The sequence below is a fragment of the Pseudomonas sp. B3G-3 genome (assembly GCF_028640915.1).
Lineage (GTDB): Bacteria > Pseudomonadota > Gammaproteobacteria > Pseudomonadales > Pseudomonadaceae > Aquipseudomonas > Aquipseudomonas chlororaphis_I.
Map to the genome: position 1 here is coordinate 172,007 of NZ_JAQZAB010000096.1, position 26,511 is coordinate 198,517.

At 58.3% G+C, this 26,511-nt stretch carries 22 protein-coding genes and 2 pseudogenes; 19 read left to right on the plus strand and 5 right to left on the minus strand.

Translation table 11 applies throughout. The features are described from left to right. The first annotated feature begins 97 nt into the window (after positions 1-97). The 4 genes from PVZ80_RS12130 to PVZ80_RS12145 all read left to right on the plus strand — a co-directional run bounded on the left by PVZ80_RS12130 (position 98) and on the right by PVZ80_RS12145 (position 8,476). The gene (locus tag PVZ80_RS12130) at positions 98-3,007 is read left to right on the plus strand and encodes a type VI secretion system Vgr family protein (protein ID WP_273863939.1); all 2,910 of its coding nucleotides are present in this window, start codon (positions 98-100) and stop codon (positions 3,005-3,007) included. Then, the gene (locus PVZ80_RS12135; RefSeq protein WP_273863940.1) at positions 3,004-7,758 is read left to right on the plus strand and encodes an RHS repeat-associated core domain-containing protein; all 4,755 of its coding nucleotides are present in this window, start codon (positions 3,004-3,006) and stop codon (positions 7,756-7,758) included. Before PVZ80_RS12130 ends, PVZ80_RS12135 begins: the two co-directional genes overlap by 4 nt. Next, the gene (locus PVZ80_RS12140) at positions 7,759-8,127 is read left to right on the plus strand and encodes a hypothetical protein (protein ID WP_273863941.1); all 369 of its coding nucleotides are present in this window, start codon (positions 7,759-7,761) and stop codon (positions 8,125-8,127) included. It begins immediately after the preceding gene. A gap of 85 nt (positions 8,128-8,212) precedes the next feature. Next, positions 8,213-8,476, plus strand: coding sequence for a PAAR domain-containing protein (locus PVZ80_RS12145; RefSeq protein ID WP_273863942.1), 264 nt, complete (start codon positions 8,213-8,215; stop codon positions 8,474-8,476). Between the two features lie 1,286 nt (positions 8,477-9,762). Here PVZ80_RS12145 and PVZ80_RS12150 read toward each other — a convergent pair. Next, a complete protein-coding gene (locus PVZ80_RS12150; protein ID WP_273863943.1) occupies positions 9,763-10,221 on the minus strand; it encodes a hypothetical protein in 459 nt (152 codons plus the stop codon). 221 nt (positions 10,222-10,442) lie between these two features. Here PVZ80_RS12150 and PVZ80_RS12155 point away from each other — a divergent pair, with 221 nt between their 5' ends. The 4 genes from PVZ80_RS12155 (at position 10,443) to PVZ80_RS12170 (ending at position 12,876) form a co-directional block, all read left to right on the plus strand. Further along, a complete protein-coding gene (locus PVZ80_RS12155) occupies positions 10,443-10,664 on the plus strand; it encodes a hypothetical protein (RefSeq protein ID WP_273863944.1) in 222 nt (73 codons plus the stop codon). Between the two features lie 42 nt (positions 10,665-10,706). Further along, positions 10,707-11,123 carry a hypothetical protein gene (locus tag PVZ80_RS12160; protein WP_273863945.1) on the plus strand — a complete coding sequence of 139 codons (417 nt, stop codon included), beginning with the start codon at positions 10,707-10,709 and terminating at the stop codon, positions 11,121-11,123. 110 nt (positions 11,124-11,233) lie between these two features. Then, on the plus strand, positions 11,234-11,614 hold the full coding sequence (locus PVZ80_RS12165; protein WP_273863946.1) for a hypothetical protein: 381 nt from the start codon (positions 11,234-11,236) through the stop codon (positions 11,612-11,614). A 65-nt stretch (positions 11,615-11,679) separates the two neighbouring features. Next, positions 11,680-12,876, plus strand: a complete 1,197-nt coding sequence (locus PVZ80_RS12170) for a hypothetical protein (protein WP_273863947.1) — start codon at positions 11,680-11,682, stop codon at positions 12,874-12,876. A gap of 264 nt (positions 12,877-13,140) precedes the next feature. Here the strand turns inward: PVZ80_RS12170 and radC are convergent. Beyond that, positions 13,141-13,653 (minus strand): annotated as a pseudogene (gene radC, locus PVZ80_RS12175) (RadC family protein); the annotation flags it as partial. Positions 13,654-13,784: 131 nt separating this feature from the next. Here radC and coaBC point away from each other — a divergent pair. The 4 genes and pseudogenes from coaBC to argB all read left to right on the plus strand — a co-directional run bounded on the left by coaBC (position 13,785) and on the right by argB (position 18,054). Next, positions 13,785-14,993, plus strand: coding sequence for a bifunctional phosphopantothenoylcysteine decarboxylase/phosphopantothenate--cysteine ligase CoaBC (gene coaBC / locus PVZ80_RS12180; RefSeq protein WP_007921117.1), 1,209 nt, complete (start codon positions 13,785-13,787; stop codon positions 14,991-14,993). A gap of 5 nt (positions 14,994-14,998) precedes the next feature. After that, on the plus strand, positions 14,999-15,454 hold the full coding sequence (gene dut / locus PVZ80_RS12185) for a dUTP diphosphatase (protein WP_016703155.1): 456 nt from the start codon (positions 14,999-15,001) through the stop codon (positions 15,452-15,454). 251 nt (positions 15,455-15,705) lie between these two features. Then, positions 15,706-17,109, plus strand: a pseudogene (locus PVZ80_RS12190) (phosphomannomutase/phosphoglucomutase); the annotation flags it as partial. A 39-nt stretch (positions 17,110-17,148) separates the two neighbouring features. Beyond that, positions 17,149-18,054: an acetylglutamate kinase gene (gene argB / locus PVZ80_RS12195; RefSeq protein ID WP_007921120.1), complete on the plus strand. Its 906-nt coding sequence runs from the start codon at positions 17,149-17,151 to the stop codon at positions 18,052-18,054. 143 nt (positions 18,055-18,197) lie between these two features. Here argB and pyrE read toward each other — a convergent pair whose 3' ends face one another. Next, the gene (pyrE, locus tag PVZ80_RS12200; protein ID WP_007921122.1) at positions 18,198-18,842 is read right to left on the minus strand and encodes an orotate phosphoribosyltransferase; all 645 of its coding nucleotides are present in this window, start codon (positions 18,840-18,842) and stop codon (positions 18,198-18,200) included. 81 nt (positions 18,843-18,923) lie between these two features. Here pyrE and PVZ80_RS12205 point away from each other — a divergent pair, with 81 nt between their 5' ends. Beyond that, a complete protein-coding gene (locus tag PVZ80_RS12205) occupies positions 18,924-19,703 on the plus strand; it encodes an exodeoxyribonuclease III (protein WP_003176915.1) in 780 nt (259 codons plus the stop codon). A 61-nt stretch (positions 19,704-19,764) separates the two neighbouring features. Here PVZ80_RS12205 and PVZ80_RS12210 read toward each other — a convergent pair whose 3' ends face one another. Together PVZ80_RS12210 and rph are read right to left on the minus strand one after the other, a co-directional pair. After that, positions 19,765-20,133 carry a DUF4870 domain-containing protein gene (locus PVZ80_RS12210; protein ID WP_009051566.1) on the minus strand — a complete coding sequence of 123 codons (369 nt, stop codon included), beginning with the start codon at positions 20,131-20,133 and terminating at the stop codon, positions 19,765-19,767. Positions 20,134-20,164: 31 nt separating this feature from the next. Continuing rightward, a complete protein-coding gene (rph, locus tag PVZ80_RS12215; RefSeq protein ID WP_007921124.1) occupies positions 20,165-20,887 on the minus strand; it encodes a ribonuclease PH in 723 nt (240 codons plus the stop codon). Positions 20,888-21,156: 269 nt separating this feature from the next. Between rph and PVZ80_RS12220 the strand changes: the two genes are divergently transcribed. From PVZ80_RS12220 to PVZ80_RS12245, 6 genes are all read left to right on the plus strand, one after another. Next, entirely contained in the window at positions 21,157-22,020 is an 864-nt protein-coding gene (locus PVZ80_RS12220) for a YicC/YloC family endoribonuclease (protein WP_007921125.1), read from the plus strand. A gap of 12 nt (positions 22,021-22,032) precedes the next feature. Further along, positions 22,033-22,653, plus strand: coding sequence for a guanylate kinase (gene gmk, locus PVZ80_RS12225; protein ID WP_009051568.1), 621 nt, complete (start codon positions 22,033-22,035; stop codon positions 22,651-22,653). A 167-nt stretch (positions 22,654-22,820) separates the two neighbouring features. Next, positions 22,821-23,084: a DNA-directed RNA polymerase subunit omega gene (rpoZ, locus tag PVZ80_RS12230; RefSeq protein WP_007921129.1), complete on the plus strand. Its 264-nt coding sequence runs from the start codon at positions 22,821-22,823 to the stop codon at positions 23,082-23,084. Positions 23,085-23,141: 57 nt separating this feature from the next. Continuing rightward, entirely contained in the window at positions 23,142-25,247 is a 2,106-nt protein-coding gene (gene spoT / locus PVZ80_RS12235; protein ID WP_007921131.1) for a bifunctional GTP diphosphokinase/guanosine-3',5'-bis pyrophosphate 3'-pyrophosphohydrolase, read from the plus strand. 36 nt (positions 25,248-25,283) lie between these two features. Continuing rightward, positions 25,284-25,664 (plus strand): RidA family protein, encoded by a 381-nt coding sequence (locus tag PVZ80_RS12240; RefSeq protein WP_007921133.1) that lies wholly within the window; start codon positions 25,284-25,286, stop codon positions 25,662-25,664. Positions 25,665-25,719: 55 nt separating this feature from the next. Then, entirely contained in the window at positions 25,720-26,460 is a 741-nt protein-coding gene (locus PVZ80_RS12245; protein WP_009051569.1) for a hypothetical protein, read from the plus strand. The last annotated feature ends 51 nt before the right edge of the window (positions 26,461-26,511 follow it).

Here is a 26,511-nt window from a genome sequence, read left to right on the forward strand (position 1 = left end):
CACGCTCCTTTTGCTCTAATCCATCCCCCTATTGTGAGAGTCAGCGTCTATCGGTCATCATTCACTGACCAATAGTGCAATGAATGGACTCGCCTGCATGCTGGATGCAAATGCTGCGCATATTTCCTTGGTGATCGAAGGTGCCTCCACCGACCTCCAGGTACTCAGCTTCACAGGCCGTGAGGCCCTGAACGAGCCTTTCTGTTTTGAGCTTGAGCTGGTCAGCACCAATCCAGGCCTTGCCCTCGAAGAGCTGCTGCACAAACCGGCATTGCTGACCTTCGGCTCCAGCAACCAAGGCCAGATTCACGGCCAGGTGTACAGCATTGGCCAAGGCGAAACCGGACGTCGGCTGACGCGTTATCACATCTCCCTGCGTCCGCAACTGGCCTACCTGGCCCATCGGGTCAATCAGCGCATCTTCCAGCAGATGACCGCGCCACAGATCATTGCCCAGGTCCTGGAGGAGCATGGTATCCAGAGCGATGCCTATCGGTTCCATCTCGGCACGACCTATCCCGAACGCGACTACTGCACCCAGTACGACGAAACGGATTTGCATTTCATCCAGCGCCTGGCGGAAGAAGAAGGCCTGAGTTACCACTTCCAGCACAGTGATCAACGCCACCTGCTGGTGTTCGGTGATGACCAGACGGTGTTCCCCAAGCTCGCCCCCGTGGCCTACCAGCAAGACACTGGCTTGGTCGCTGACACCCCGGTGATCAAGCGTTTCAGCCTGCGCCTGGCGACCCGTACCAGCCGGGTTACGCGGCGCGATTACGACCACACCAAACCCTTGTTCCAGCTGGAAAGCGACGCCAAGAGCAGTGCCCAGCCGGATCTGGAAGATTACGATTATCCCGGCCGCTTCACTGACCGTGTTCGGGGTAAGCAACTCGCCACTCGGGCCCTGGAGCGTCATCGCAGTGACTTCCGGTTGGCCGAAGGCAAGAGCGATCAATCGCTGCTGGTCAGTGGGCACTTCCTGCCCCTGACCGAGCACGGCAACGCCAGTTGGAACGACCTCTGGCTGCTCACCGAGATCACCCACGAAGCCAAACAGCCGCAGGTGCTGGAAGAGTCGGTGACCAGCGACACCACCGACAACAAGGATGACTTTCATCAGGGCTATCGCAACAGCTTCAGTGCCATTCCCTGGGACACCCCCTACCGCCCTGCGCTGGAACACCCCAAGCCGCGCATCCTCGGCAGTCAAAGCGCGGTGGTTACGGGCCCTGAGGGTGAAGAAATTTATGTCGATGCCCTGGGCCGGGTGAAGACCCAGTTCTTCTGGGATCGCGAAGGCCAGCATGACGATAAGACCACTTGCTGGATCCGTGTGGCCTCGAATTGGGCCGGGCAGAATATTGGAGCGATTTCCATACCGCGTGTCGGCATGGAAGTGTTGGTGACCTTCCTGGAAGGTGACCCCGACCAACCTCTGATTACCAGTTGCCTCTACCACTCCGTGCACCTGCCGCCGTACAAGCTGCCCGACTTCAAGACCCTGGCCACAGTCAAGAGCAAGGAATACAAGGGCAGCCGCGGTAACGAACTGCGGATCGACGACACCACCAGCGAGATCAGCATTGCCCTGCGCAGTGACCACGGCGCCAGTGCCCTGAACCTGGGTTACCTGACCCACCCACGGCCGTCCGGCGGCCAGCCGCGAGGCGAAGGCTTCGAGCTGCGCACCGATCGCCATGGCGCCGTGCGAGCGGCGGCCGGCCTGCTGCTGACCACTGAGCCGCGCCCCAACGAAGCCAAGCACCACAAGGATCTACCGGAAACCGCCGAACGCCTGGCCACCGCCGCCGATCAGCAGGACGGTTTCGCTATTCAGGCCCGCGAGGTGCAGGCGCAAGAGTCAGGCGACCAGGATGACGTGGCCAAGGCGCTGAAGAGCCAGCACCAGGGCATCCTTGGCAGTGGCCCGGCGAATATGAGCGCCAATGAATTTCCGGAGTTCACCGAACCCCATCTGGTGCTCGCCAGCCCGGCCGGCATTGCCCTGACCACGCCCCGTTCGAGCCACATTGCCACCGGCGAACACCTGGCCCTGAGCAGCACCGGGCACACCAGCCTGTCGATCGGCAAGCGTCTGCTGGCCAGTGCCAGCCAGGGCATGCGCCTGTTCGTGCAGAACCTGGGCTGGCGCCTGGTGGCCGTCGCCGGTGATATCGACATCAAGGCCTTGAAAGACAGCATCAATCTGCTGGCCAAGCTCAACATTACCGCCAACGCCGACCGCATCACCATCACCGCCAAGACTGAACTGGTGATCCAGGGCGGTGGTAGTGCCACCACCTACAACGCCGGCGGCATCACCCATGCCACCACCGGCCCCTATACCGCGCACGCAGCAAACTTCGCCTACACCGGGGCGAAAAGTCTGGCCGGCACCTTCCCCGAACCGCCGAAGCCGGGCAAGGGCAATCTGGAGTTGTTCAACCAGTACGCCAATCTTCAGGGGATCAAGGGTGGTGACTTCGAGGTGGTCGACGCCCTGGGCAAGAGCCTCAAGGGCACCCTGGATGCCAAGGGCTTCGCCAGCGTTTCCGGTGCGGCTCCGGGGCCGGCACGGGTGAAATTCGGGGTCGATCCAGCGGACACCTGGAGCGAGGGCAGCTATATCGGCAAGCCGGAATGGCCACGCGAGGCGGTGACCGAAAATCCGCCAGGCGTGCAGAGCCTGCTGGATCAAGTCATGGCAGCGGCCGGTAACCGTGACGGTGGGGGACTCATGGAAAAAGGTAAAGGTCTTGCACAGGCGGGTATGAGTGCGCTGCAAACCACTCAGCAGGTCAAGGGTGCGCTGCAGGCCGGCGCTGCCGGAATACCACAACTGGCCAGTGCCGCCATGCCGAAAGCCTCAGCAATGCTCAGTGCCGCTAGCAAGGCAGGCAAGTTACCGAGCCTGCCTACCGTCTCGTTGCCCAAACCCTCGATTCAGACACCGGGCTTGAGCCCAGTCTCGAACCTGCTGCCAAGTGACTTCATTTCATGACTGCCCAGACTCCAGCTCCTGCTGCAAAAAAACGTGAACCCCAGGTTGCCGTCGTCCCGCTCAACACCATCGATATCCAAGACGTCGGGCGCGGCGCTGCCAGATTCGATGCCTGGCTGCAGTCCATCAGCGGCGGCCTGGTCACCCTCGACCGGGTCAAGAACGTCGCCGGTGCCTTGCCCGTGGTCGGCAACATCATGGCGCTGGTGGATGCCCTTGGCGACATTGTGACCCTGGCCAAAAGCAAGAAGCGTGAACTGCTCGACTGGGTCAGCCTGGGCATTAACCTGATCGGAGTGCTGCCCGCGCCGCCGACCATGGCCTCGGCACGCATGACCTTGCGTCCGACCCTAGGCTTGGTGCGCCAGGAGCTGCGAAACAGTGCCAAGATGCTGTTGGGCGACTCGTTGATCGAAGTGCTGATCGGCCATCTGAACGCTACCATCGTCGGCACCATCGATGACTTCGTGAAGCAGGCGCAGCCCAAGCTGGCAGGCATTCTCGATAAGGCCGGTGAGTTGGGCCAAAGTGCAGTGAGCGAGATTGCCAATGGGCTGGAGACCGTCGTCAATGGCAAGCTCGATGCCAAGGGCGATCTTAATGCCGCGAGCGCGAAGATCAGTGCCGCAGGCGGCCAGTTGCTGCATGACCCGAAAGCGGCCATTGGCAATATCTTTGGTGCCGCCTTCAGTGCTTATAAGGCTGCCGGCAAAGGTGTGGCCAATAGCGCGGCGAAGAACCTGGTGCCTGAAAAAGCCAAAGAGCTAGTGCTCAGCAACACCAAGTTGCTGCGGGAAATGGGGTCAGAACTGCCCCGTCAGTTGAGCAAGCTGGCGGACCCCGCAACTCAGCACTCCATCGGTTGGTTGTTGCAGATGCTGGCAGGCTCTGTGGTGACTTGGCGTAAGCGTAAGGCGCATGGTCAGAGCGCTAATGTCAAACCCGCCGCCACCAGCCAGGCCAAGCACAAGGCTGGGGACGGTCAGTTGGATATGCAGTCAAAACAATCTGGGGCGAAGGCTGACGCCAATCCTGATAAAAATGGAATCTGTTCTACCACCTGTCACAGCATTAGCTTCGCGATGGGGTCGGAGACCTTCCGTCATACCGATTTCAGCCTTCCCGGCCCGTTCCCGATCAACTGGACTCGTACGTATTACTCACGCCTGGATGCCTACGATCAGGGCTCGATGGGCGCCCGTTGGATCACGGAGTTCACCACCCGTTTCGATCGGGTCGACGATGGCCTGGTGTTCCACGCCGCCGATGGTCGCAGCCACAACTACCCCTTGCCCAAAGTCGGTGAGGCTCATTACGACCCGATTGAAAACCTGACATTGGTGCGCTCCGACGAGAACCAGTTGGTGCTGTGCAGCGGTGTCGAGCGCAAGGAAACCTACGTGCGTCGCGGTCAGCGCTACCTGCTCAGTGGCATCGTGCTGCGCAGTGGTGCTGGAATCATGCTGCACTACGAGCACCGCTACAACGACGAACCGGTGCTGTCGGATCTGATCACCTACCAGGGCGATGTGACCAAGGTTCACCTGCAACTCGGCACCCTGATTGACGAACAAGGTCGCCTGGTTGGCCTGTGGGAGATCCGCGATGGCGCTCCTCAGCGTCAACTGTGTGCCTATCGTTATGACGCAGCCGGTGACCTGATCCAGGCCCAGGACGAAAACGGAGCGGCCTGGAACTATCAGTACCAGCACCACCTGATCACCCGTTACACCGATCGCACCGGACGTGGCATGAACCTGCAATGGCAGGGTCAAGGTGCCGACGCCAAGGCCGTACGCGAATGGGCCGATGACGGCAGTTTCGACACCCAACTGGAATGGGACGAGAACATCCGGCTGACCTATGTCACCGACGCTCATGGCAACGAGACCTGGCACTACTACGACATCCTTGGCTACACCTACCGTATCCGTCACCCGGACGAGCGTTCGGAATGGCTGTTCCGCGATGATGCAAAGAACATCGTGCGCCATGTCCATGCCGACGGCAGCATCGATCGTTACAGTTACGACGAGCGCGGCAACGTGCTCGAACATATTCGCGCCGACGACACTGTGGTGCATTACGCCTACGACGACCAAGACCAACTGATCAAGATCAGCGATGCCGAGGGTGGTCTGTGGCAACGCGATTACGATCCTCAAGGCAACCTGGTGGAAGCCGTCGATCCACTGGGTAACAAGACCGAATACGCCTACACCCCGGCCGGACTGCCCAAGGCGATCAAGGATGCCAACGGCGCCGAGAAGAAGCTCGAATACAACGATGCTGGCCAACTGACCAAATACACCGACTGCTCCGGCAAGGCCAGTGCCTGGGAGTACAACAGCCTCGGGCAGATGATCTGCTTCACCGATGCGGCCGGGCAGAGCACCGAATACGAATACAAGGCCGGTCAACTGGTGCTGATCAAGCATCCGGACAAGACTGAGGAACGCTTCACTCGCGATGCCGAAGGTCGCTTACTGGCCCATGTCGATGGACTGGATCGCTGCACCACCTGGAGCTACACCGCCGCTGGATTGATCGCCGAGCGAGTGGATGCCGCCGAACAGACCTTGCGCTATCGCTGGGATCGGCTAGGTCGCCTGGTGGCTCTGGAAAACGAAAACGAACAACGGGCGCAGTTCGAATACGACCCGGTGGGCCGCCTGCTTCAGGAAACCGGCTTCGACGGTCGCAGCAAACACTACCAGTACGATCCTGATACCGGACGTTTAGCCTCCACCATCGACGGGCAGCGGGTAACTGAAGTTCAGTTCGACCCGATGAGCCGGTTGATCAGCCGTCACGCCAAGCTTGGCGGCGAGTCACAACAGGAAACCTTCGCCTACGACGGAAACGGCAACCTGGTGCTGGCCTGCAATGATCAGAGCCGCTTGCAGTGGTTCCATGACCCGGCGGGTAATCTGCTGCGTGAACATCAGCATTACTTGGGGCTGGAAAAGCCGACTGTGGCGGTCTGGCAGCATGAATACGATGCCCTGAATCAGCGGGTGGCCACGCTGCGTCCGGATGGTCATCGAGTCAGTTGGCTGACCTATGGCAGCGGCCACTTGTTGGGAATGCGGCTGGATGACCACGATCTGGTAGGTTACGAGCGTGACGACCTGCATCGCGAAATTGCCCGGCACCAGGGCAACCATCTACTGCAGACCCAACAGTGGGATCCGGTCGGACGCTTGGAGGAGCAATTGCTGGGTCGCAGCGACGACAAACGCACGCTGCTCAAGCGCGAGTATCAGTACGACGCGGCGGGTCAACTGAGCGATATCAACGACACGCGCCGTGGGCCACTGACCTATCAGTACGACCCGGTGGGCCGTCTGCTCAAAGCCACCAGTCGTCTGGGCGTGGAAACCTTCACCTTCGACCCTGCCGCTAACTTGCTGGACGAAAAGGCTCAACAAATCCGGCGACCGCTGGATCAAGACCCGACCCGCAGCAAACTTCTGGACAACCTGCTACGCGAATACGCCGGTACCCACTATGAGTACGACGACCGTGGCAACCTGATTCAACGTTGGCATAACGGCAGTTTCAGCCGTATGCGTTGGGACCTGTTCGACCGCCTGGTGCATTTCGACGACGCCCGCCTGGAAGTCGATTACGCCTACGATGCCCTTGGCCGCAGGTTGTACAAGCACTCCCGGGCGCATTTCAAACATCACCCCGAAGCCGGCTCCCAGTGGAACCATAACGAGCATGCGCGCAAGCAGCAGGAACTGGGTTGCGGCTTCACCTTATATGGTTGGGATGGCGACAACCTGGCCTGGGAAAGCACTCCGGCACAGGCTGATGGTGATCATGGTCGCACGGTGCACTACCTCTATGAGCCAGGCACTTTCATTCCTGTGGCTCAGGCTATGCGCCACCAGTCCATCAATCTGTCTGGTCAACCCGACTACAGTGATGACTATCGCCTGGCAGATGATCCACTGTGGAACCACACGCCCAAGGCGCAGCCGATCGATGTCCTGAGCTGGTACCAGTGCGACCACTTGGGCACACCACAGGAACTGACCGACCAGAACGGTGAGATAGTCTGGAGCGCACAGTACAAAGCGTGGGGAGCAATCAGCGAGCAGCGCTCAATACAGGTGCAGCAGCAAGGTATTACCAACCCGATCCGTTTCCAGGGGCAGTACCATGATCATGAGACGGGGCTGCATTACAACCGGTATCGGTATTATGACCCGAACGTTGGTCGTTTCATTAGTAAGGACCCTGTAGGTTACTCGGGTGGGCTAAATCTGTATGCCTATGCGCCGAACCCGACTGGCTGGGTCGATACTCTTGGTCTCACTCCTACTTGCCCATGTGAGTGCAAGAAAATACTTGAGGCCGAAGGCGTAGTAACTGGCCGTCACGGGGATCTGCGAAAAATAGGTGGTCTTCAAGACTCGCATCATATTTATCAAGATGCAGCAATGAAGGGCGTTTCGGGATATAACTACAATGATGCTCCAGCTATAAGTCTCCAGGGACGAAATGCAGATGGAACAACTCGTGGAACCCCACACTATAAGGCTAATCGTGCTCAGGACAACGCATCAACAGCAGGCTTGCTTGGTAGTGAAACTGTAGTAGCCTTTAAGTCATTGCGCGCTGCGGGCCTCAGTCCTAAAGCGGCAAAATGTGCAACTCTTCAGGCTCGTGGGTATTTCACCGGAATTGAAGCCGGTTCTGGCACCAGCACCATCACACCATCCAAAAGACGGGGTCGTTGAATGAATACGCCAACAAAACAGCAGGCTTATGCCATTACTAAGAAATTCGTAGATGCTATTGATCTACGAGACACCAAGGCTTTAGAACATGACTTTGGTGTTTCTAGCGCTGTAGCAGAGGAAATTTACGAGTCTATTGATGAGTATTTTGAGCAAGGTACGAAGCTGTCCATTGCTCCAGAAGAGCATGCCTTTGATGTTAAAGGGAATCAGCGTCCTTTCATTGATGCATATGAGACAGATGACAAAGCATTAGGGTTGGAATGTGTTTTTTTCGCAAATGGCAGCCCCGGAGAAGCAATACTCCATATAGAAGTATCCGAAAGTGATGGTGGAATTAAGCTTTATTATAAATATATTGGCTCCTAGGGGGCTATATAGTTGATTAAGATGCTACTGCTACATTGAGTAGATAGCTTTGCAGTGATTTTAGATGCAGTAAAGGGAGCAAGCCATGAAAGACATCATCAGGTTGGGTGACTCCACCAATCATGGGGGAGTGGTACTTGAGGCTTTCTCCCAGACTGACCTGAACGGTAAACCCATAGCCGGGGTCGGCCACAAGGTGAGCTGCCCACTGTGTAAAGGTATTTTCCCTATTGCAGAGGGCAGCAGTGTCTACACCGTAGAGGGGATTCCAGTGGCACTGGATGGCATGAAAACCGCGTGTGGAGCTGCCCTTATCGCCAGCGGTCCAAAAGGTGCTGCTGTCAGCTAGATAACACCCTCGGGCCATAAAGTGAATGCAGTACTTTTCTCTAAAGGGGACAACTCGAATGGCGCGAAATCTGCAGTTCTGTTTTGATTGCCCCCCCATAGGCGGTGTATCAAATAATCAGGTGCTGCAGTTCAAACCCTGTTAGATAAAGTAAGCATCTGGATGCTAGAAACCTCCCAACTCCATGTCATTCTCGACCGTTCCCCCCGTTTGCGATCGGCCGTAGATCGTTTGGGGCTGTCGAGTGAGGCAACCCTATGGTTGGGTTGGCATGCGAAATACCAATTTACTTGTGCCCATGGGCACGGCTTCACCACAACCCCCTCCACATTGGTCAACCCGAGAGCTAAAGGTTGCCCAAGCTGCATTTCTCAACAACACATGCAGGTCTTGCTCGACACCGCCCGGTTGCAAAGTGTGATGTGCAACAACACGCAGTGGCTAGGTGAAAAGGCTCTGTATACGTTTTCCTGTAATTGTGGACATCAATGGCAGCGCACCGGTAGAAACGCTTTGCGTCATCCTGGTTGCCCAGTGTGTAGTAAGCGGGAGCGGTATCAGGCTGCTCGTTTAGCAGATGGTCTGGAAAGGCTTCAACAAGCAGCGGGAAAACGAGGAGGCCAGTGTCTGAGTGAAGCCTATCTGGGGACTAGCCAGCGTTATCCCTTCATCTGTGCTCAAAAACATACCTGGTATGCCGCGGGTAATGAAGTTTTACGTGGTTCATGGTGCAGGCTTTGTACAACGGAACAACGAGCTAAACGACAATTGAGCGTTGAAGGGTTTCAACACATACAGGATGTTGTTGCTAGCCATGAAGGGGTTTTGTTGAGTGAAGGCGAGTACAAAGGGGGGCGGCAGCGTGCCCTATTTCGCTGCAAAGAAGGGCATGTATGGGAAACGCTTGTAATCCGGGTGGTCAGAGGTGCGTGGTGCCCTACTTGTAGCATTGATAAACGCCGATTGACATTAGTGGATGCGCAGAACGCTGCATCCGCTCGGGGCGGGCAGTGTCTTTCGACAACTTATGTGAATACTTCCACTTATCTGCAATGGTTGTGTGCCCGAGGTCATCAATGGCGAGCGACTTTGGCAACGATACGAGCCGGTCATTGGTGCCATCAATGCGCTGTGATGGCACGCATCAACAGTCGTAAATCCCAAGCCTTGGCGCGCTACATGGCTGTTCCAAGGTGATAGGCTCGGACACCTCTAACATGGGAGGTGTCTGGAGAAAACGACGGCATGTGAAATTCATAGGGATTCGCTACGCGAATCCTTGCACCTTAGTGTGGAATAACCATGTCTTTGCGCCAGATGGCTCCAGCAATCGCCGCAGGTTTGAAGTCAACGATGCCGGCTGCACCAAGAGGCGTGGTGGCTTGCAGCGGCGGTTCAAGAGTGTACGTTTGGCCCGTGTTGCTGAGCTGGATCTCGGTGAAGTACACATCGTGCACATCGTTGACCTTGTTGATCTGGCGTCCAAACAAGCGACTACCTTTTGGGATCGCGATGTTCTCGAAGTTGTCGTAGACGTTCTGATAGACCATCGCCGTGACCTGATTGGGATCGACACGTTCCAGCGTCAGGTTGATGAAGGTTCCTTGGGTCAGTTCATACGGTTGAGGTACAGGCCGTTCGGCCTTTACCGCTACCCCGTACGCCGACTGCTGGGCCCAGGTAGAGCCAGAAAGAATCAGTGCGTGTGCCATTGCTAAAGAGACGGCGACCTTCTTAAAACCCATTGTTGGCTCCATTAATACGAGAAATGCAGCGGCTGAGCACCGCCGGTTGGATGCAGGACTTCCCCCAAAGGAGCAGAAACAGCCAAGACAGCCGGTCGTGATACCGCTTTCAGGGGCTCAGCATCAGCCGCCCCGGCGCTCGCTAGACACTGATGATGGCCCTAGGCTACATTCGAACTCTGAAGGATTCATCATAACGCGGCAATCGTAGGGATACGGTTATGATTAACGAGCTCCACTCCAGCAAATCCTGCTGTTTCTTCAAGCAGAATGCTCCCATCACGGGCAAAGCGATCTCTGAGTTGTTTCAGGCCATGAAGCTTGGGCAACCCAATCCTTCCAACGATCATTTTTCCGCTAGTGCAACGGCCACCATGAATTCTGCTGGCCAGCGTTGTATTTTCGTTCGGTTGCAGTCTGCATCTTTGCCAGATAGTCAGTGACCTATCATCTATTGAATTTCGAAGTTGAAAAGGGAGTTGGCAATGAGTCGTGAGCGTTACTTGTTCTCCGCGAGCGGTGACAATAAGGAAAGAACAACGCAAGGATTGGCCAAGTTCTTCGAGCTTTGTGCCGAACATGGCTCTGGCGTGATTGTAGTTCCGGTAATCGGAAAAGTGGATAGCACGCTGTTCACTAAAGTATTGAAGCCAGAGCTTGCTAAGGCATTGATAAAAAATCGGACAGTGACTTTTGGAGCCGGTAAAACCATCACCTTGTGTTCTTCAACGACTCTAAATAAACACACAGGCGCAAAGGTCTACCTCACACTATGGTGTTCGGAAAAAGTAATCTATGAGATTGAGAAAAGTTGTTACTCGTGCGTAGCGGAAGTGTTTGTTACATGGGCTCCAGAAGACGCCGATGCGTGGACAAAGGCTTATGAAGTGACATCGATCTAAAACGATTGGAGCACAAACGCCACGTATATAGTTTTAGAGGGATAAAGCAGCATCTTCGGGCACGCCCTAAGCGTGCCCCAAGAATTTTCCGGTACGGTAGGGAGGTATCAATGATCGGTCATATTCATGGTTTTGTAGCATCGGACTGGGTCACTGCGAAAACGGTGGCCAAGGCAATATTGGTAAGGCGTGCTCGGAGACCCGGTAACCCATTGATCTCCTATAGCGACCTGGTGGCTCAGCTCCCGCTGGCTATAGACCCGAGCGATCCGCGACTAAGCCTACTTCTCGATGAAATTTCGGTCGAGGAATACTCCGAAGGCAGAGGTTTTCTCACCGTCTTGGTGGTTCATAAGCATGGAGACATCAAGCCCGGAACTGGCTTTTATAAAATGGCGAGAAAGTGCGGCGAGGAATTTGATGATGAAGATGCGTTTCACATCCGGGCGCTCGAAGAGGTGACTCGATACTGGACGGGCAACGAGGAGTAGGTATGAATATCTGTAAATGTTTTCGGTGTATAACTTGCGGCACTGAAATCGATTGCAGGATAGGAATGTCTAATCGGGATGTGCAGCCTTTTCAGTTCGCCTGCCCTACCTGCGAAGAGCGCATTTCATTCGTTTTCGGCCGCCCGGATGCTGAATTACAAGGCGCTGAAGAACTAGAGTTTGATGGGCCTTTTAAGGGCGACAAGCCCTTTGTAGATCTTCATTTGGATTTTCCGGTGTACTTCGGAAAGTATGTCATGGGTATGACAACATTTTTCAGGGTAACTGGAGAGATAGGCATGGAAGCGTATCACCACTTAAACCATCGCTTGCACATTCTGAATTGGCTGCACCCGATGGAGCGGGATCTTGCGAGTTTGATTTCCCAGTACAAGCGAGGCGATTTAAGTACGTTTGAGAAGGTGTGTGAAAGAATTCCTGGCGTGAGTTTGAAGTCGAGGAAGAAGCAAGATGTTCTGGCCGCTTTGTACTCAGCCACGTCGGTAATGTCCTCACCTTTTACGATTCACGAACATAACTCTGAAATTAGCGAGAGGGCTCCGCAGCTCTATTTTTGGTTACATGAACATCATCCTGAAAAAATGCTGGCCTTTTTCGATAGAATCATTGATAGCGGATTTCTCAAGAACTTGCATAACGACTGCCTATCTTTATACCCGCGACTGGTATCGATGGACTTACCATTCCGGCCCGCTTTTTTTTACGATTACGCTGACACGGAACAACTGGGTCAAATCCCGGCAAGAATTTCTACCGCTGATTTCGATACATGTAATACATACTATAAAGATCTTGCGGAGGTCTTTTCGCGTCAGGTCACCTTGCTTGCTGGCCTGAATAATCTCCTGAAGCGTGGGGATTTTGACCTATTCGAGCCATCGTTGAAAATAACAAAAAAGGGGACGCGAGCAGAGCTGGAGAATCTCAATGCATTTGCAAATGTCGACCTAGGGAATAAAATCGGCTTTGTAGATGATTGTTTTTACCGCATAGATATAGATGCTATTGATAATAAGCTCAGGAATGCGATAGCGCACTACAAGTTCGAATATAAAGAATCCACTCAGTGCATCACTTACTACCCGAGTAAAGAGGGCATGAGTCGTGAAAAGTATCACGAAATTTCGTTCATGGACTTTATCAGGAAATCGTTGCTTCTCTTCAGAGAGGTGCACAGTGTGAATCACATTATCAAGGCAACACTCTTTTACTGTGTATTAGCTTTGAAGAGAGATATATGAAAATCCGGCTGGAGGGGTCGTCACGATTTCTAGTGTCATCGAGCTGGTGATTTTTTGGCGGGTTCGGGCAGCGCTGGTAAAAGCCCTCGGTCTGAGCTCAGCCCATCCCACAGGCAGAAATAGGTTGGAGATATTGCTAGCGTTTCATGTCAACGTTGACATCCGCAGCCACTGAAAGCACTCCTTAGAAACCGCAACCACTTAAGCATTACTATTGGCGTCTAGCAAATTGTCAACAAAACTACTTGCGATAATTTGCGGACACAGGATCAGGGCTGCCGCGTTGTGCGCCAGGGCACGCTTGACCACCTGCCGCGGATAGACACTGGTGGTGTTGATGGAGCCCTGGAACAGCGCTTCGAACGCCAGCACCCGGTGCTTGGAGTCGAGAAACAGACAACCGAAGACCTCATGTGGCTCATGCCGCAACATCGCCTTGAGGTAGTCGCGGACCGCCACCGGGCTTTCCAGCACCGAATTGCGACTGAGCTTTTCCGCCAGATGCCGCCGCGCCATTTCCAGCACTGCCTGCAATTGCGCGAACTTGGCCGGGCCCAGGCCCAACTGTCGACTGAAGGTCAATTGATCCGCCTCGAGCAGGCCACGCAGGCTGCCGAACTGATGCAACAGGTGTCGCGCCAGGTCGACCGCGCTTTTTCCAGCGACCCCGGTGCGCAGGAAGATCGCCAGCAATTCGGCGTCGGAAAGGGCCAGCGCGCCCTGCTCGAGAAGCTTCTCCCGCGGGCGCTCCGCCGCAGGCCAGTCGCGAATGCTCATAGCACCTCCATGTGTGTGGGCGCCGCTGTTCCATAGCGGTCGCTGTGCTATCTTAGCCCATCTTTTTGCGTGGGATTTCCCCTGGGGAGGGGGTGTTACACGCAGCAATCATTGAACTGAAAGGCAGGCCTATGCAGCGGCTGTATCGGAAACGCATCGTTCTCGGCGTCGGCGGCGGCATCGCTGCCTATAAGAGCGCCGAGCTGGTTCGCCGACTCCTCGACCATGGCGCGGAAGTGCGTGTGGTCATGACCCGTGGCGGCAGTGAATTCATCACCCCGCTGACCATGCAGGCCCTGTCCGGGCACCCGGTCCACCTGGACCTGCTCGACCCCGCGGCCGAAGCCGCCATGGGTCATATCGAACTGGCCAAATGGGCCGACCTGGTGCTGATCGCCCCGGCCACGGCCGACCTGATCGCCCGTCTGGCCCAAGGCATCGCCGACGACCTGCTGACCACCCTGGTCCTGGCCACCGATGCCACTGTCGCCATCGCCCCGGCCATGAACCAGGCCATGTGGCGTGACCCGGCCACCCAGGCCAATACCCAGCTGCTGCAAAGCCGTGGCCTGAAGGTCTTCGGTCCGGCGTCCGGCAGCCAGGCCTGCGGCGACGTCGGCCTGGGCCGCATGCTCGAAGCCAACGATCTGGCACTGTGCGCCGCCGACTGCTTCCAGCACCTGGCGCTGACCGGCAAACACGTGCTGATTACCGCCGGCCCGACCCAGGAAAACATCGACCCGGTGCGCTACATCACCAACCACAGCTCCGGGAAAATGGGTTTTGCCCTGGCCGAAGCCGCGGTCGAAGCCGGCGCCCGGGTGACCCTGATCACCGGTCCGGTGCACCTGCCGACCCCGGATCGCGTGACCCGCATCGACGTGGTCAGCGCCCGCGATATGCTCGCCGCCTGTGAAGCCGCCATCCCCTGCGACCTGTTCATCGCCTCGGCCGCGGTCGCGGACTACCGCCCGGAAGTCGTCGCCCCACAGAAATTGAAGAAAGACCCTACGAACGGCGACGGCCTACTGCTGCAGATGGTGCGCAACCCGGACATCCTGGCCACCATCGCCACCCGCCCCGACCGCCCGTTCAGCGTCGGCTTCGCCGCTGAAACCGAACACTTGCTCGACTACGCTGCGCGCAAACTCAAAGACAAGAACCTCGACCTGATCGTCGCTAACGACGTGGCCAACCCGAGCATTGGCTTCAACAGTGAGGAAAACGCCTGCAGCGTGATTGACCGGGAGTTGCACGCAACTCTCTTCGCCCAGACCAGCAAGGGCAAGATTGCCCGCCAACTGATCTCTTTCATCGCCGAACGGCTGAACCAGGTTTAACTCGCATGCACGCTTTACAAGCCAAGATCCTCGACCCACGCATCGGCAACGAATTCCCTCTGCCGCAGTACGCCACGCCAGGCTCCGCCGGCCTCGACCTGCGCGCCATGCTCAAGCAGGACACTATCCTGGAACCGGGCCAGACCCTGCTGATTCCTACCGGCCTGTCCGTCTACATCGGCGACCCTGGCCTCGCCGCGCTGATCCTGCCGCGCTCCGGCCTGGGCCACAAGCACGGCATCGTCCTGGGCAACCTGGTCGGCCTGATCGACTCCGATTACCAGGGTGAACTCATGGTCTCCTGCTGGAACCGTGGCCAGACCGCGTTCAACATCGCAGTGGGCGAACGCATTGCCCAGCTGGTGCTGGTACCTGTGGTCCAGGCGCATTTCGAAGTGGTCGAAGCCTTCGACGAAAGCCAGCGTGGCGCAGGCGGTTTCGGTCACTCCGGCAGCCATTAAGCAAAAAATCCGGGCCGCACCAGCGGCTCGCCTAAGATTGGTGGGTTGTGTTTCAGCACGAAAAACTCAGCAGATTTATTCGCGGACTCAAGCACCCGGAATCACGGTACAAGGTGATTGAAAAGAGCTGACGCTCATCAGATGGCACTTTTACACCATGAACCCAAGGGCAAAAACGCCGTCATACCCTTCAGTTTGAGCCTTCCGGTCAGTATTCCGGCCTGTCCTGCCCCCTTTTAGACGGAGCACCCCCAGTGATGAGCAATGCAGCCCAAGTCGTACCCAAGTTCCCCGAAAGCATCTTTCGCGCCTACGACATTCGCGGAACCGTTCCGGAAACCCTGAACGCAGAAACCGCCTACTGGATCGGTCGAGCCATTGGCTCCGAGAGCCTGGCCCAGGGCGAACCCAACGTTTGCGTAGGCCGTGACGGTCGCCTGTCCGGCCCCGAGCTGGTGGAGCAACTGATCCAGGGCCTGCACGACAGTGGTTGCCACGTCAGCGATGTCGGCCTGGTACCGACACCGGCGCTGTATTACGCGGCCAATGTGCTGGCTGGCAAATCCGGGGTGATGCTGACCGGCAGCCACAACCCGTCGAACTACAACGGCTTCAAGATCGTCATCGCCGGCGATACCCTGGCCAACGAACAGATCCAGGCCCTGCACGATCGCCTCAAGACCAACAACCTGAGCAGCGGCCAGGGCAGCATCACCAAGGTCGATATCCTCGATCGCTACAACACTGAAATCGTTCAAGACATCAAACTCGCCCGCCGCCTGAAAGTGGTGGTCGACTGCGGTAACGGTGCTGCCGGCGTCATCGCGCCTCAGTTGATCGAAGCCCTGAACTGCGAAGTCATCCCGCTGTTCTGCGAAGTGGACGGCAACTTCCCCAACCATCACCCGGACCCGGGCAAGCCGGAGAACCTGGAAGACCTGATCGCCAAGGTCGCCGAAACCAACGCCGATCTCGGCCTGGCCTTCGACGGCGACGGCGACCGTGTCGGCGTAGTAACCAACACCGGCAGCATCGTCTTCCCCGACCGCCTGTTGATGCTGTTCGCCAAGGACGTGGTAGCCCGCAACCCGGACGCGGAGATCATCTTCGACGTCAAATGCACCCGCCGCCTGATCCCGCTGATCAAGGAATACGGCGGTCGCCCACTCATGTGGAAGACCGGCCACTCGTTGATCAAAAAGAAAATGAAGCAGACCGGCGCGTTGCTGGCCGGTGAAATGAGCGGGCATGTCTTCTTCAAGGAACGCTGGTTCGGTTTCGACGACGGTATCTACAGCGCCGCGCGGCTGCTGGAGATCCTCAGCAAGGAAAAATCCAACGCGGAAGAGCTGTTTGCCACCTTCCCGAACGATATTTCTACGCCGGAAATCAATATCCATGTGACCGAAGAGAGCAAATTCAGCATCATTGATGCGCTGCACGACGCGCAGTGGGGCGAAGGCGCCGACCTGACCACCATCGACGGCGTACGAGTCGACTACCCCAAAGGCTGGGGCCTGGTTCGCGCCTCCAACACCACGCCGGTGCTGGTGCTGCGCTTCGAGGCCGATGACGAAGCCGAACTGCAGCGCATCAAGGATGTGTTCCACACCCAGCTGAAACGTGTTGCACCTGACCTCCAACTACCGTTTTGATTTTCTTCAAGCGCCTTTATTGAAGTGCCGGAGCCCTGAATGACCCTCGAACGCGATGCCGCCGCCAATACCGCCAAGGTCCTGTCCGAAGCGCTGCCTTATATTCGCCGCTATGTCGGCAAGACCCTGGTGATCAAATACGGCGGCAACGCGATGGAAAGCGAGGAGCTGAAGACCGGCTTCGCCCGCGACATCGTGCTGATGAAGGCCGTCGGGATCAACCCGGTGGTGGTGCACGGCGGCGGCCCGCAAATCGGTGACCTGCTCAAGCGCCTGTCCATCGAAAGCCACTTCATCGATGGCATGCGCGTCACCGACGCGGCGACCATGGACGTGGTGGAGATGGTTCTCGGCGGCCAGGTGAACAAGGACATCGTCAACCTGATCAACCGCCATGGCGGCAGCGCCATCGGCCTGACCGGCAAGGACGCGGAGCTGATTCGCGCGAAGAAGCTCACCGTCACCCGCAAGACGCCGGAAATGACCACCCCGGAAATCATCGACATCGGCCACGTGGGCGAAGTGGTCGGCATCAACACCGACCTGCTGAACCTGCTGGTCAAAGGTGATTTCATCCCGGTGATCGCGCCGATCGGCGTCGGCGCCAACGGCGAGTCGTACAACATCAACGCTGACCTGGTAGCCGGCAAGGTGGCCGAGGCGCTGAAAGCCGAGAAGCTGATGCTGCTGACCAACATCGCCGGCCTGATGGACAAGTCGGGCAAGGTCCTGACCGGCCTGACCACCCAGCAGGTCGATGCCCTGATCGAAGACGGCACCATCTACGGCGGCATGCTGCCGAAGATTCGCTGTGCGCTGGAAGCAGTACAGGGTGGCGTGGGCAGCTCGTTGATCATCGACGGTCGCGTACCCAATGCGATTCTGCTGGAGATCTTCACCGATACCGGTGTCGGCACCCTGATCAGCAATCGCAAGCGCCCTTAAGCGCTGCAAATAAAAAGACCCCGCCTGGCCAAGCCAGGCGGGGTCTTTTTATTGCGCCTTCCGTAGGAGCGGAGCTTGCCCGCGATAGCGGTGTATCAGGTTAGACCGCTATCGCGGGCAAGCCTCGCTCCTACAGAACAGGGTCAAACGCCGAATTGCGCGCGGTAGGCTTCCACCGCCGGCAGATGCTGCTTGAGTGCCGGATCGTCCGCCAGGAACTGCAGGACCTGGGTCAGGGAAACGATGCTCACCACCGGAATGCCGAAATCGCGCTCGACTTCCTGGATCGCCGACAACTCACCGTTGCCACGCTCCTGACGGTTCAGGGCAATCAACACACCCGCCGCCTTGGCGCCTTCCTGGGACTCGATGATCTGCATCACTTCGCGAATCGCGGTGCCCGCGGTGATCACGTCGTCGATGATCAACACATCGCCAGTCAATGGCGCGCCGACCAGGCTGCCGCCTTCGCCGTGAGCCTTGGCTTCCTTGCGGTTGAAGCACCATGGCAGATCGCGCTGATGATGCTCGGCCAGGGCCACGGCCGTCGCTGCCGCTAAAGGAATACCTTTGTACGCAGGACCGAAAAGCACATCGAAAGAAATGCCGCTGTCGACGATCGCCGCGGCATAAAAACGCCCCAGCTGTGCCAGGGCCGAACCGCTGTTGAACAGGCCGGCATTGAAGAAGTAAGGACTGGTACGCCCGGACTTCAGGGTGAACTCACCGAAGCGCAAAACCCCGCGATCGATGGCAAAACGAATGAAATCGCGCTGATACGCCTGCATGAAAAAGCCCCAAATACCACGGATTTAGCTAATTAGGTAGACCTCGGGTATCATACACGCACGTGATTTTTGGGGCCATTTATGCGGATCATCAGTGTGAACGTCAATGGTATTCAGGCTGCAGTGGAGCGAGGTTTGCTCAGTTGGCTGCAAGCACAGAATGCCGACGTCATCTGCCTGCAGGACACCCGCGCCTCCGCCTTTGAACTGGACGATCCAGCCTTCCAACTGGATGGCTACTTCCTTTATGCCTGCGATGCCGAAGTTCCCGCCCAAGGCGGTGTGGCTTTGTACTCGCGGTTGCAACCGAAGGCTGTCATCAGCGGTCTCGGCTTCGAGACGGCCGACCGCTACGGGCGCTACCTGCAAGCCGATTTCGACAAGGTCAGCATCGCGACCTTGCTGCTTCCTTCCGGGCAGAACGGCGATGAAGACTTGAACCAGAAGTTCAAGCTTATGGACGACTTCGCCCGTTACCTGGATAAACAGCGGCGCAAACGTCGCGAGTACATTTATTGTGGCTCGCTGTACGTGGCGCAACAGAAGCTGGATATCAAGAACTGGCGTGACAGCCAGCAATCTCCGGGTTTCCTGGCGCCTGAGCGTGCCTGGATGGACGAGATTGTCGGCAACATGGGTTATGTCGATGCCCTGCGCGAAGTCAGCCGCGAAGGCGATCAATACAGCTGGTGGCCGGACAACGAACAGGCCGAGATGCTCAACCTGGGCTGGCGCTTCGACTATCAGCTGCTGACCCCAGGCCTGCGTCGCTTCGTGCGCAGCGCACGCCTGCCACGCCAGCCGCGCTTCTCGCAGCACGCGCCGCTGATCGTGGACTACGACTGGACGCTGACCATCTAAGCGTCTTTTCGCAGACACAAAAAAGCCGACATCACTGTCGGCTTTTTTGTGGGCGCTCGGCCTATTTGATCAATCGCCAGGTGAACGGGTAGCGGTACGCCATCCCTTCATTGGCCTTGACCCCGGCGATGATGGTCAGCACCAGGGCGCCGATCGCCAGCAGACCGAAGAGCAGGAAACCCACCAGCACCACCATCAGCAGGAAACAGACCAGCGAGGCAAGAGCCACGGTGATCTGAAAGTTCAGCGCTTCCTTGCCCTGGGCATCGATGAACGGGTCCGTCTCGCGCTTCATCTGCCAGAGCACCAGCGGGCCGATCAGGGTGCCGAACGGAATCCAGATGCCCAGCAACGCCGACAGGTGACAGAACATCGCCCACTGACGCACCTCATGGCTCGGGACAGGTTGCGGAAGCTGGTCGTCGTTCATGCTGCTCTCCTTGCTGAAAGCTACCGGGCAATCAGTCAGCCAGGGCTGCCTGTTGCAATTCAAAGATCTCGCTCATGCCTTTCTTGGCCAAAGCCAGCATGGCGTTCAGTTCTTCCGGCTGGAACGGCGCGCCTTCGGCAGTGCCCTGGACTTCGATGAAACCGCCAGTGCTGGTCATGACCACGTTCAGGTCGGTCTCGGCCGCCGAGTCTTCCAGGTAATCCAGATCCAGCACCGGCTCACCCTGGTACATGCCCACGGACACCGCCGCGATCATTTGCTTGATCGGGTCGCCGCCCTTCAGGCCGCCACGCTTCTTGATCACTTTCAAAGCGTCCACCAAGGCCACCATGGCACCGGTGATCGACGCGGTACGGGTACCGCCATCGGCCTGGATCACATCGCAGTCGACATACAGGGTGACGTCGCCCAGCTTGGTCATGTCCAGCGCAGCGCGCAGGGAACGACCGATCAGACGCTGGATCTCCAGGGTACGGCCGCCTTGCTTGCCGCGACTGGCTTCACGCTGGTTACGCTCGCCGGTGGCGCGCGGCAGCATGCCGTATTCGGCGGTCAACCAGCCCTGGCCCTGACCCTTGAGGAAGCGGGGCACGCCGTTCTCGACGCTGACCGTGCAGATCACTTTGGTATCACCAAACTCGACCAGTACAGATCCCTCGGCGTGTTTGGTGTAGTTGCGGGTGATGCGGATCGAGCGGAGCTGATCGGCAGCGCGACCACTTGGACGTTTCATAGGGAATACCTGTACGGGGACGGAAAACTGCCGATCATTATAGAGCCCACGGCCTTGCCTGGGCAGTTCTAAAAACCCCGGCCCGTCGGCGACACCTCTGGAACGGCCCTCCGGTCGCTTCGCAGCGCTTTGTCACACCCGCGGTTTGGGAGCATCCACCGCACTGCGCTACAATCCTGCGCCTTCGCAGCCTGTCGGCTTCAATTCATTCATATCGGGCCCGTACAACCCTTTGCGGTTGGTGGCGGACCTGTATCGGAGGTACCTCCATGGTGCACAGCATGACCGCCTTCGCCCGGGTAGAACGGGCCGGCACTCAGGGCACCCTGAGTTGGGAACTGCGCTCGGTCAACAGCCGTTACCTGGAACCGCACCTGCGCTTGCCGGAATCCTTTCGCGATCTGGAAGGCGCGGTCCGCGAGGCGCTGCGCCAGGGACTGTCGCGCGGCAAGCTCGAATGCACCTTGCGCTTCACCGAAGAAACCACCGGCAAACCACTGCAGGTCGACCGGGAGCGCGCCGCGCAACTGGTGGCGGCAGCCGAGTCCGTTGCCAGCCTGATCAAGCAGCCGGCGGCGCTGAACCCACTGGAAGTGCTGGCCTGGCCCGGCGTCCTGGTGGCCGATGCCAGCGACCCGCAGGCGCTGAACAACGAAGCCCTGAGCCTGTTCAACCAGGGGCTGAAAGAGCTGAAGAGCGGCCGCGAGCGCGAAGGCGCGGAGCTGGCCCGGCTGATCAACGAACGCCTGACCTCCATCGAGGAAGATGTCGTGACCCTGCGCGAACTGGTCCCGCAGATGCTCGCGACCCAGCGCCAGAAGGTTCTCGATCGCTTCGCCGACATGCAGGCCGAACTGGACCCTACCCGCCTGGAACAGGAAATGGTGCTGCTCGCCCAGAAGAGCGACGTCGCCGAAGAACTGGACCGCCTGAGCACCCACATCATCGAAGTGCGCCGCGTACTCAAGTCCGGCGGCGCCGCTGGCCGGCGCCTGGACTTCCTGATGCAGGAACTCAACCGCGAAGCCAACACACTGGGCTCCAAGGCCTTCGACCCGCGCAGCACCCAGGCTGCGGTCAACCTCAAGGTGTTGATCGAGCAGATGCGCGAACAAGTACAGAATATTGAGTAAGGCTACCCAGACATGAACCACAGCACCGGCACCCTCTACATCATTTCCGCCCCCTCGGGCGCGGGCAAGACCAGCCTGGTCAAGGCCCTGATCGACGCCGACCCGTCGATCCGTGTTTCCGTTTCCCACACCACTCGCGCCATGCGCCCGGGCGAAGTGGACGGCGTGAACTACCACTTCGTCTCCCGCGAAGCGTTCGTGAAGATGGGCGAACACGGCGACTTCCTCGAGCGCGCCGAAGTCTTCGGCAATCTCTATGGCACCTCCCAAAGCCACTTGCAGCAGACCCTGGACGAAGGTCACGACCTGATCCTGGAGATCGACTGGCAAGGTGCCGAGCAGGTGCGCAAGCTGATGCCCCAGGCGCGTTCGATCTTCATCCTGCCGCCGTCCCAGCAGGCCTTGCGCCAGCGCCTGACCAACCGCGGCCAGGACAGCGACGAGATCATCGAAGGCCGGATGCGCGAAGCCGTCAGCGAAATGAGCCACTACGTCGATTACGACTACCTGATCATCAACGACGATTTCGCCCATGCGCTGGACGACCTGAAGGCGATTTTCCGCACCAACCAGCTGCACCAAAAGCACCAGCAACAGCGTTTCGGCAAATTGCTCGCCGAATTGCTGGGCTGAATAGCACTTCCCAAAACCGCTGCAAGGGCTTTACATTGGCGCTTGTAGCGCGTCGGAAAGCTTGGTTAAAAAATCAGCGCTTCCCTAATCGCTGGTGATTTTTTAAACTGTTGAGTCCGCTCGCCCATCCGGGCAGCGCGCATATTGCATTTGCTACGAGGAAGACCATGGCCCGCGTAACCGTTGAAGACTGTCTAGAACACGTGGATAACCGCTTTGAGCTGGTCATGCTCTCTACCAAGCGTGCCCGTCAACTGGCAACCGGCGGCAAAGAGCCGAAAGTAGCATGGGAAAACGACAAGCCTACCGTCGTCGCCCTGCGCGAAATCGCTGAAGGCCTGATCGACTACGCAGCTATCGCCGAAGCCGAAATCGTTGAAGATGAACCGCTTTTTGCTGCTTTCGAGGACGAGTCCAACGAGGCCGTCTAAGCCTATGCCTGGTCGACGTAGCACGGCGCGGGATCACAGCCTACGGCAGGAGTCATCATGCCGAGCATAGACGCCCTCGCCGATCGCTTATCGACCTATCTCGGCACGGACCAGGTCAATCTGGTCCGCCGAGCGTATTTCTACGCCGAACAAGCCCATGACGGTCAGCGCCGTCGCAGCGGCGAGGCGTACGTCACGCACCCATTAGCGGTCGCAAACATTCTCGCCGACATGCATATGGACCATCAGAGCCTGATGGCGGCCATGCTGCATGACGTGATCGAAGACACCGGTATCGCCAAAGAAGCGCTGCAAGCGCAGTTCGGTGAAACCGTGGCCGAACTGGTCGACGGGGTCAGCAAACTGACCCAGATGAACTTCGAGACCAAGGCCGAAGCCCAAGCGGAAAACTTCCAGAAGATGGCCATGGCCATGGCGCGCGACATTCGCGTGATCCTGGTCAAGCTGGCCGACCGCCTGCACAACATGCGCACCCTGGAAGTGCTGTCCGGTGAAAAACGCCGGCGGATCGCCAAGGAAACCCTGGAGATCTATGCGCCCATCGCCAACCGCCTGGGCATGCACAGCATCCGCATCGAATTCGAAGACCTCGGGTTCAAGGCCATGCACCCGATGCGTTCCGCGCGGATCTACCAGGCGGTCAAGCGCGCCCGGGGCAACCGCAAGGAAATCGTCAACAAGATCGAAGAATCCCTGAGCCACTGCCTGGCCATCGACGGCATCCAGGGCGAGGTCAGCGGCCGCCAGAAGCACTTGTATGGCATCTATAAAAAGATGCGCGGCAAACGCCGGGCCTTCAACGAGATCATGGACGTCTACGCGTTCCGGATCATCGTCGACAAGGTCGACACCTGCTACCGCGTGCTCGGCGCCGTACACAACCTGTACAAGCCACTGCCGGGTCGCTTCAAGGATTACATCGCGATTCCCAAGGCCAACGGCTACCAGTCGCTGCACACCACGCTGTTCGGCATGCACGGCGTTCCGATCGAGATCCAGATCCGCACTCGCGAAATGGAAGAGATGGCCAACAACGGCATCGCCGCCCACTGGCTGTATAAATCCAGCGGTGACGAGCAGCCAAAGGGCACCCATGCCCGGGCTCGTCAGTGGGTCAAGGGCGTGCTGGAGATGCAGCAACGCGCCGGCAACTCCCTGGAATTCATCGAGAGCGTGAAGATCGACCTGTTCCCGGACGAGGTCTACGTGTTCACGCCGAAGGGCCGGATCATGGAGCTGCCCAAAGGCTCCACCGCAGTGGATTTCGCCTACGCGGTGCACACCGACGTCGGCAACAGCTGCATCGCCTGTCGTATCAATCGCCGCCTGGCGCCGCTGTCCGAACCGCTGCAAAGCGGCTCCACCGTGGAAATCGTCAGCGCCCCGGGCGCACGCCCCAACCCGGCCTGGCTCAACTTCGTGGTCACCGGCAAGGCTCGCACCCACATTCGCCATGCGCTGAAACTGCAACGCCGCTCCGAGTCCATCAGCCTGGGCGAACGCCTGCTGAACAAGGTGCTCAACGGTTTCGACAGCGCGCTGGAAAAGATCCCCGCCGAACGCGTGCAAGCGATGCTCACCGAGTATCGCCTGGAACTGATCGAAGACCTGCTGGAAGACATCGGCCTGGGCAACCGCATGGCCTATGTGGTCGCCCGCCGCCTGCTCGGCGAAGGCGAACAGCTGCCAAGCCCGGAAGGTCCGCTGGCCATTCGCGGTACCGAAGGCCTGGTCCTGAGCTACGCCAAGTGCTGCACGCCGATCCCGGGCGACCCGATTGTCGGCCACCTGTCCGCGGGCAAGGGGATGGTGGTGCACCTGGACAACTGCCGCAATATCAGCGAAATCCGCCACAACCCGGAAAAATGCATCCAGCTTTCGTGGGCCAAGGATGTCACCGGCGAATTCAACGTCGAGCTGCGCGTCGAGCTGGAACACCAGCGCGGCCTGATCGCCCTGCTGGCCAGCAGCGTCAACGCGGCCGACGGCAATATCGAGAAAATCAGCATGGACGAACGGGATGGTCGCATCAGCGTGGTCCAACTGGTGGTCAGCGTGCACGACCGCGTGCACCTGGCTCGTGTGATCAAGAAACTGCGCGCCCTGACCGGGGTCATTCGCATCACTCGCATGCGTGCATAGCTCGCTATACAGCCCGCCCATTACAAGGAGTCATTCATGACCAAGACCGTTATCACCAGCGACAAGGCACCCGCCGCGATCGGCACCTATTCCCAGGCGATCAAGGCAGGCAACACCGTCTACATGTCCGGCCAGATCCCGCTCGATCCAAAGACCATGGAACTGGTGGAAGGCTTCGAAGCCCAGACCGTCCAGGTATTCGAGAACCTCAAGTCCGTGGCCGAGGCCGCCGGTGGTTCGTTCAAGGACATCGTCAAGCTCAACATCTTCCTCACCGACCTGAGCCACTTCGCCAAGGTCAACGAGATCATGGGCAAGTACTTCCAGCAGCCTTACCCTGCCCGCGCCGCCATCGGCGTTGCCGCCCTGCCAAAAGGCGCGCAGGTTGAAATGGATGCCATCCTGGTCATCGAGTAACACGTCCGGCGCGGCTACCCAGGCCGCGCCGTCTTCGCTCTGAAAGGATTTCCTCATGCGCAAAGCGCTAGCCCTCTCGTTGTGCGCCCTGTTCCTCGGCGGCTGTGCCAGCGATCCCGCCGACCGTGACATCAGTGGCACCTGGATCAATCAGGTCGCCATCGACGCCGCCGCCAAAGGCGGACCGCTGCGCGAAGCCCTGCAAGGCTACGGCCCGAACCTGGAATGGGACGTCAACACCAAGGCCAGCCAGGCGCGCTACACCAACGGCTTCGAAAATGTCGAAGGCAAGGTGCTGGCTGAAGAGTCCGGTTCCTGGAAAATCGATTTCTACGGCAGCTCCGCCAGCGAATTGAAACGCGACGGCAAACAATTGCTGCAAGAAGCCAACGACAACGAGCCGGAACAGGTCTTCGATCGTCCCAAGGACCCGGCCCCGGAAGGCGCGCCACTGGGCGCCAACTTCGAGCGCGCGCTGTACTCGGCCTACCTGGGCGGCGAATGGAAAATCGTCAACGGCCCGGGCCAAGGCGGCACCGTGCTGTTCCAGTCCAACGGCCAGGTCATGGGCCTGCCGGGCGCCGATCGCTACGCACTCTGCCTCGCCGGCGACTGCGCGTCGATGAGCGGCGGCTACGACAACCTCTGGCTGCAGCTCAACGGCCAGGGCAACCCGTGGATCTTCGCGCGTAACGGCGAGCAACTGGAGATCTTCCAGACCATCAACACCGCCCAGGCGGACGAGGTACCTTCCCTCACTCCGGGTACGCGCCAGTGGCTACTGGAAAAACAGTGATCCCCGCCTCCCTGTAGGAGCGAGCTTGCTCGCGATCAGCGGTGTCTCAGG

What these genes read in the sequence shown, in the direction of transcription:
- argB (WP_007921120.1), top strand. Translation starts at nt 17,149, where the DNA reads ATGACCCTCGAACGCGATGCCGCCGCCAATACCGCCAAGGTCCTGTCC.
- PVZ80_RS12155 (WP_273863944.1), top strand. Translation starts at nt 10,443, where the DNA reads ATGATTAACGAGCTCCACTCCAGCAAATCCTGCTGTTTCTTCAAGCAG.
- dut (WP_016703155.1), top strand. Translation starts at nt 14,999, where the DNA reads ATGCACGCTTTACAAGCCAAGATCCTCGACCCACGCATCGGCAACGAA.
- PVZ80_RS12220 (WP_007921125.1), top strand. Translation starts at nt 21,157, where the DNA reads ATGGTGCACAGCATGACCGCCTTCGCCCGGGTAGAACGGGCCGGCACT.
- coaBC (WP_007921117.1), top strand. Translation starts at nt 13,785, where the DNA reads ATGCAGCGGCTGTATCGGAAACGCATCGTTCTCGGCGTCGGCGGCGGC.
- spoT (WP_007921131.1), top strand. Translation starts at nt 23,142, where the DNA reads ATGCCGAGCATAGACGCCCTCGCCGATCGCTTATCGACCTATCTCGGC.
- PVZ80_RS12140 (WP_273863941.1), top strand. Translation starts at nt 7,759, where the DNA reads ATGAATACGCCAACAAAACAGCAGGCTTATGCCATTACTAAGAAATTC.
- PVZ80_RS12165 (WP_273863946.1), top strand. Translation starts at nt 11,234, where the DNA reads ATGATCGGTCATATTCATGGTTTTGTAGCATCGGACTGGGTCACTGCG.
- PVZ80_RS12150 (WP_273863943.1), bottom strand. Translation starts at nt 10,221, where the DNA reads ATGGGTTTTAAGAAGGTCGCCGTCTCTTTAGCAATGGCACACGCACTG.
- PVZ80_RS12240 (WP_007921133.1), top strand. Translation starts at nt 25,284, where the DNA reads ATGACCAAGACCGTTATCACCAGCGACAAGGCACCCGCCGCGATCGGC.
- pyrE (WP_007921122.1), bottom strand. Translation starts at nt 18,842, where the DNA reads ATGCAGGCGTATCAGCGCGATTTCATTCGTTTTGCCATCGATCGCGGG.
- rph (WP_007921124.1), bottom strand. Translation starts at nt 20,887, where the DNA reads ATGAAACGTCCAAGTGGTCGCGCTGCCGATCAGCTCCGCTCGATCCGC.
- PVZ80_RS12205 (WP_003176915.1), top strand. Translation starts at nt 18,924, where the DNA reads ATGCGGATCATCAGTGTGAACGTCAATGGTATTCAGGCTGCAGTGGAG.
- PVZ80_RS12245 (WP_009051569.1), top strand. Translation starts at nt 25,720, where the DNA reads ATGCGCAAAGCGCTAGCCCTCTCGTTGTGCGCCCTGTTCCTCGGCGGC.
- PVZ80_RS12135 (WP_273863940.1), top strand. Translation starts at nt 3,004, where the DNA reads ATGACTGCCCAGACTCCAGCTCCTGCTGCAAAAAAACGTGAACCCCAG.
- PVZ80_RS12130 (WP_273863939.1), top strand. Translation starts at nt 98, where the DNA reads ATGCTGGATGCAAATGCTGCGCATATTTCCTTGGTGATCGAAGGTGCC.
- rpoZ (WP_007921129.1), top strand. Translation starts at nt 22,821, where the DNA reads ATGGCCCGCGTAACCGTTGAAGACTGTCTAGAACACGTGGATAACCGC.
- PVZ80_RS12145 (WP_273863942.1), top strand. Translation starts at nt 8,213, where the DNA reads ATGAAAGACATCATCAGGTTGGGTGACTCCACCAATCATGGGGGAGTG.
- PVZ80_RS12160 (WP_273863945.1), top strand. Translation starts at nt 10,707, where the DNA reads ATGAGTCGTGAGCGTTACTTGTTCTCCGCGAGCGGTGACAATAAGGAA.
- PVZ80_RS12170 (WP_273863947.1), top strand. Translation starts at nt 11,680, where the DNA reads ATGTCTAATCGGGATGTGCAGCCTTTTCAGTTCGCCTGCCCTACCTGC.
- gmk (WP_009051568.1), top strand. Translation starts at nt 22,033, where the DNA reads ATGAACCACAGCACCGGCACCCTCTACATCATTTCCGCCCCCTCGGGC.
- PVZ80_RS12210 (WP_009051566.1), bottom strand. Translation starts at nt 20,133, where the DNA reads ATGAACGACGACCAGCTTCCGCAACCTGTCCCGAGCCATGAGGTGCGT.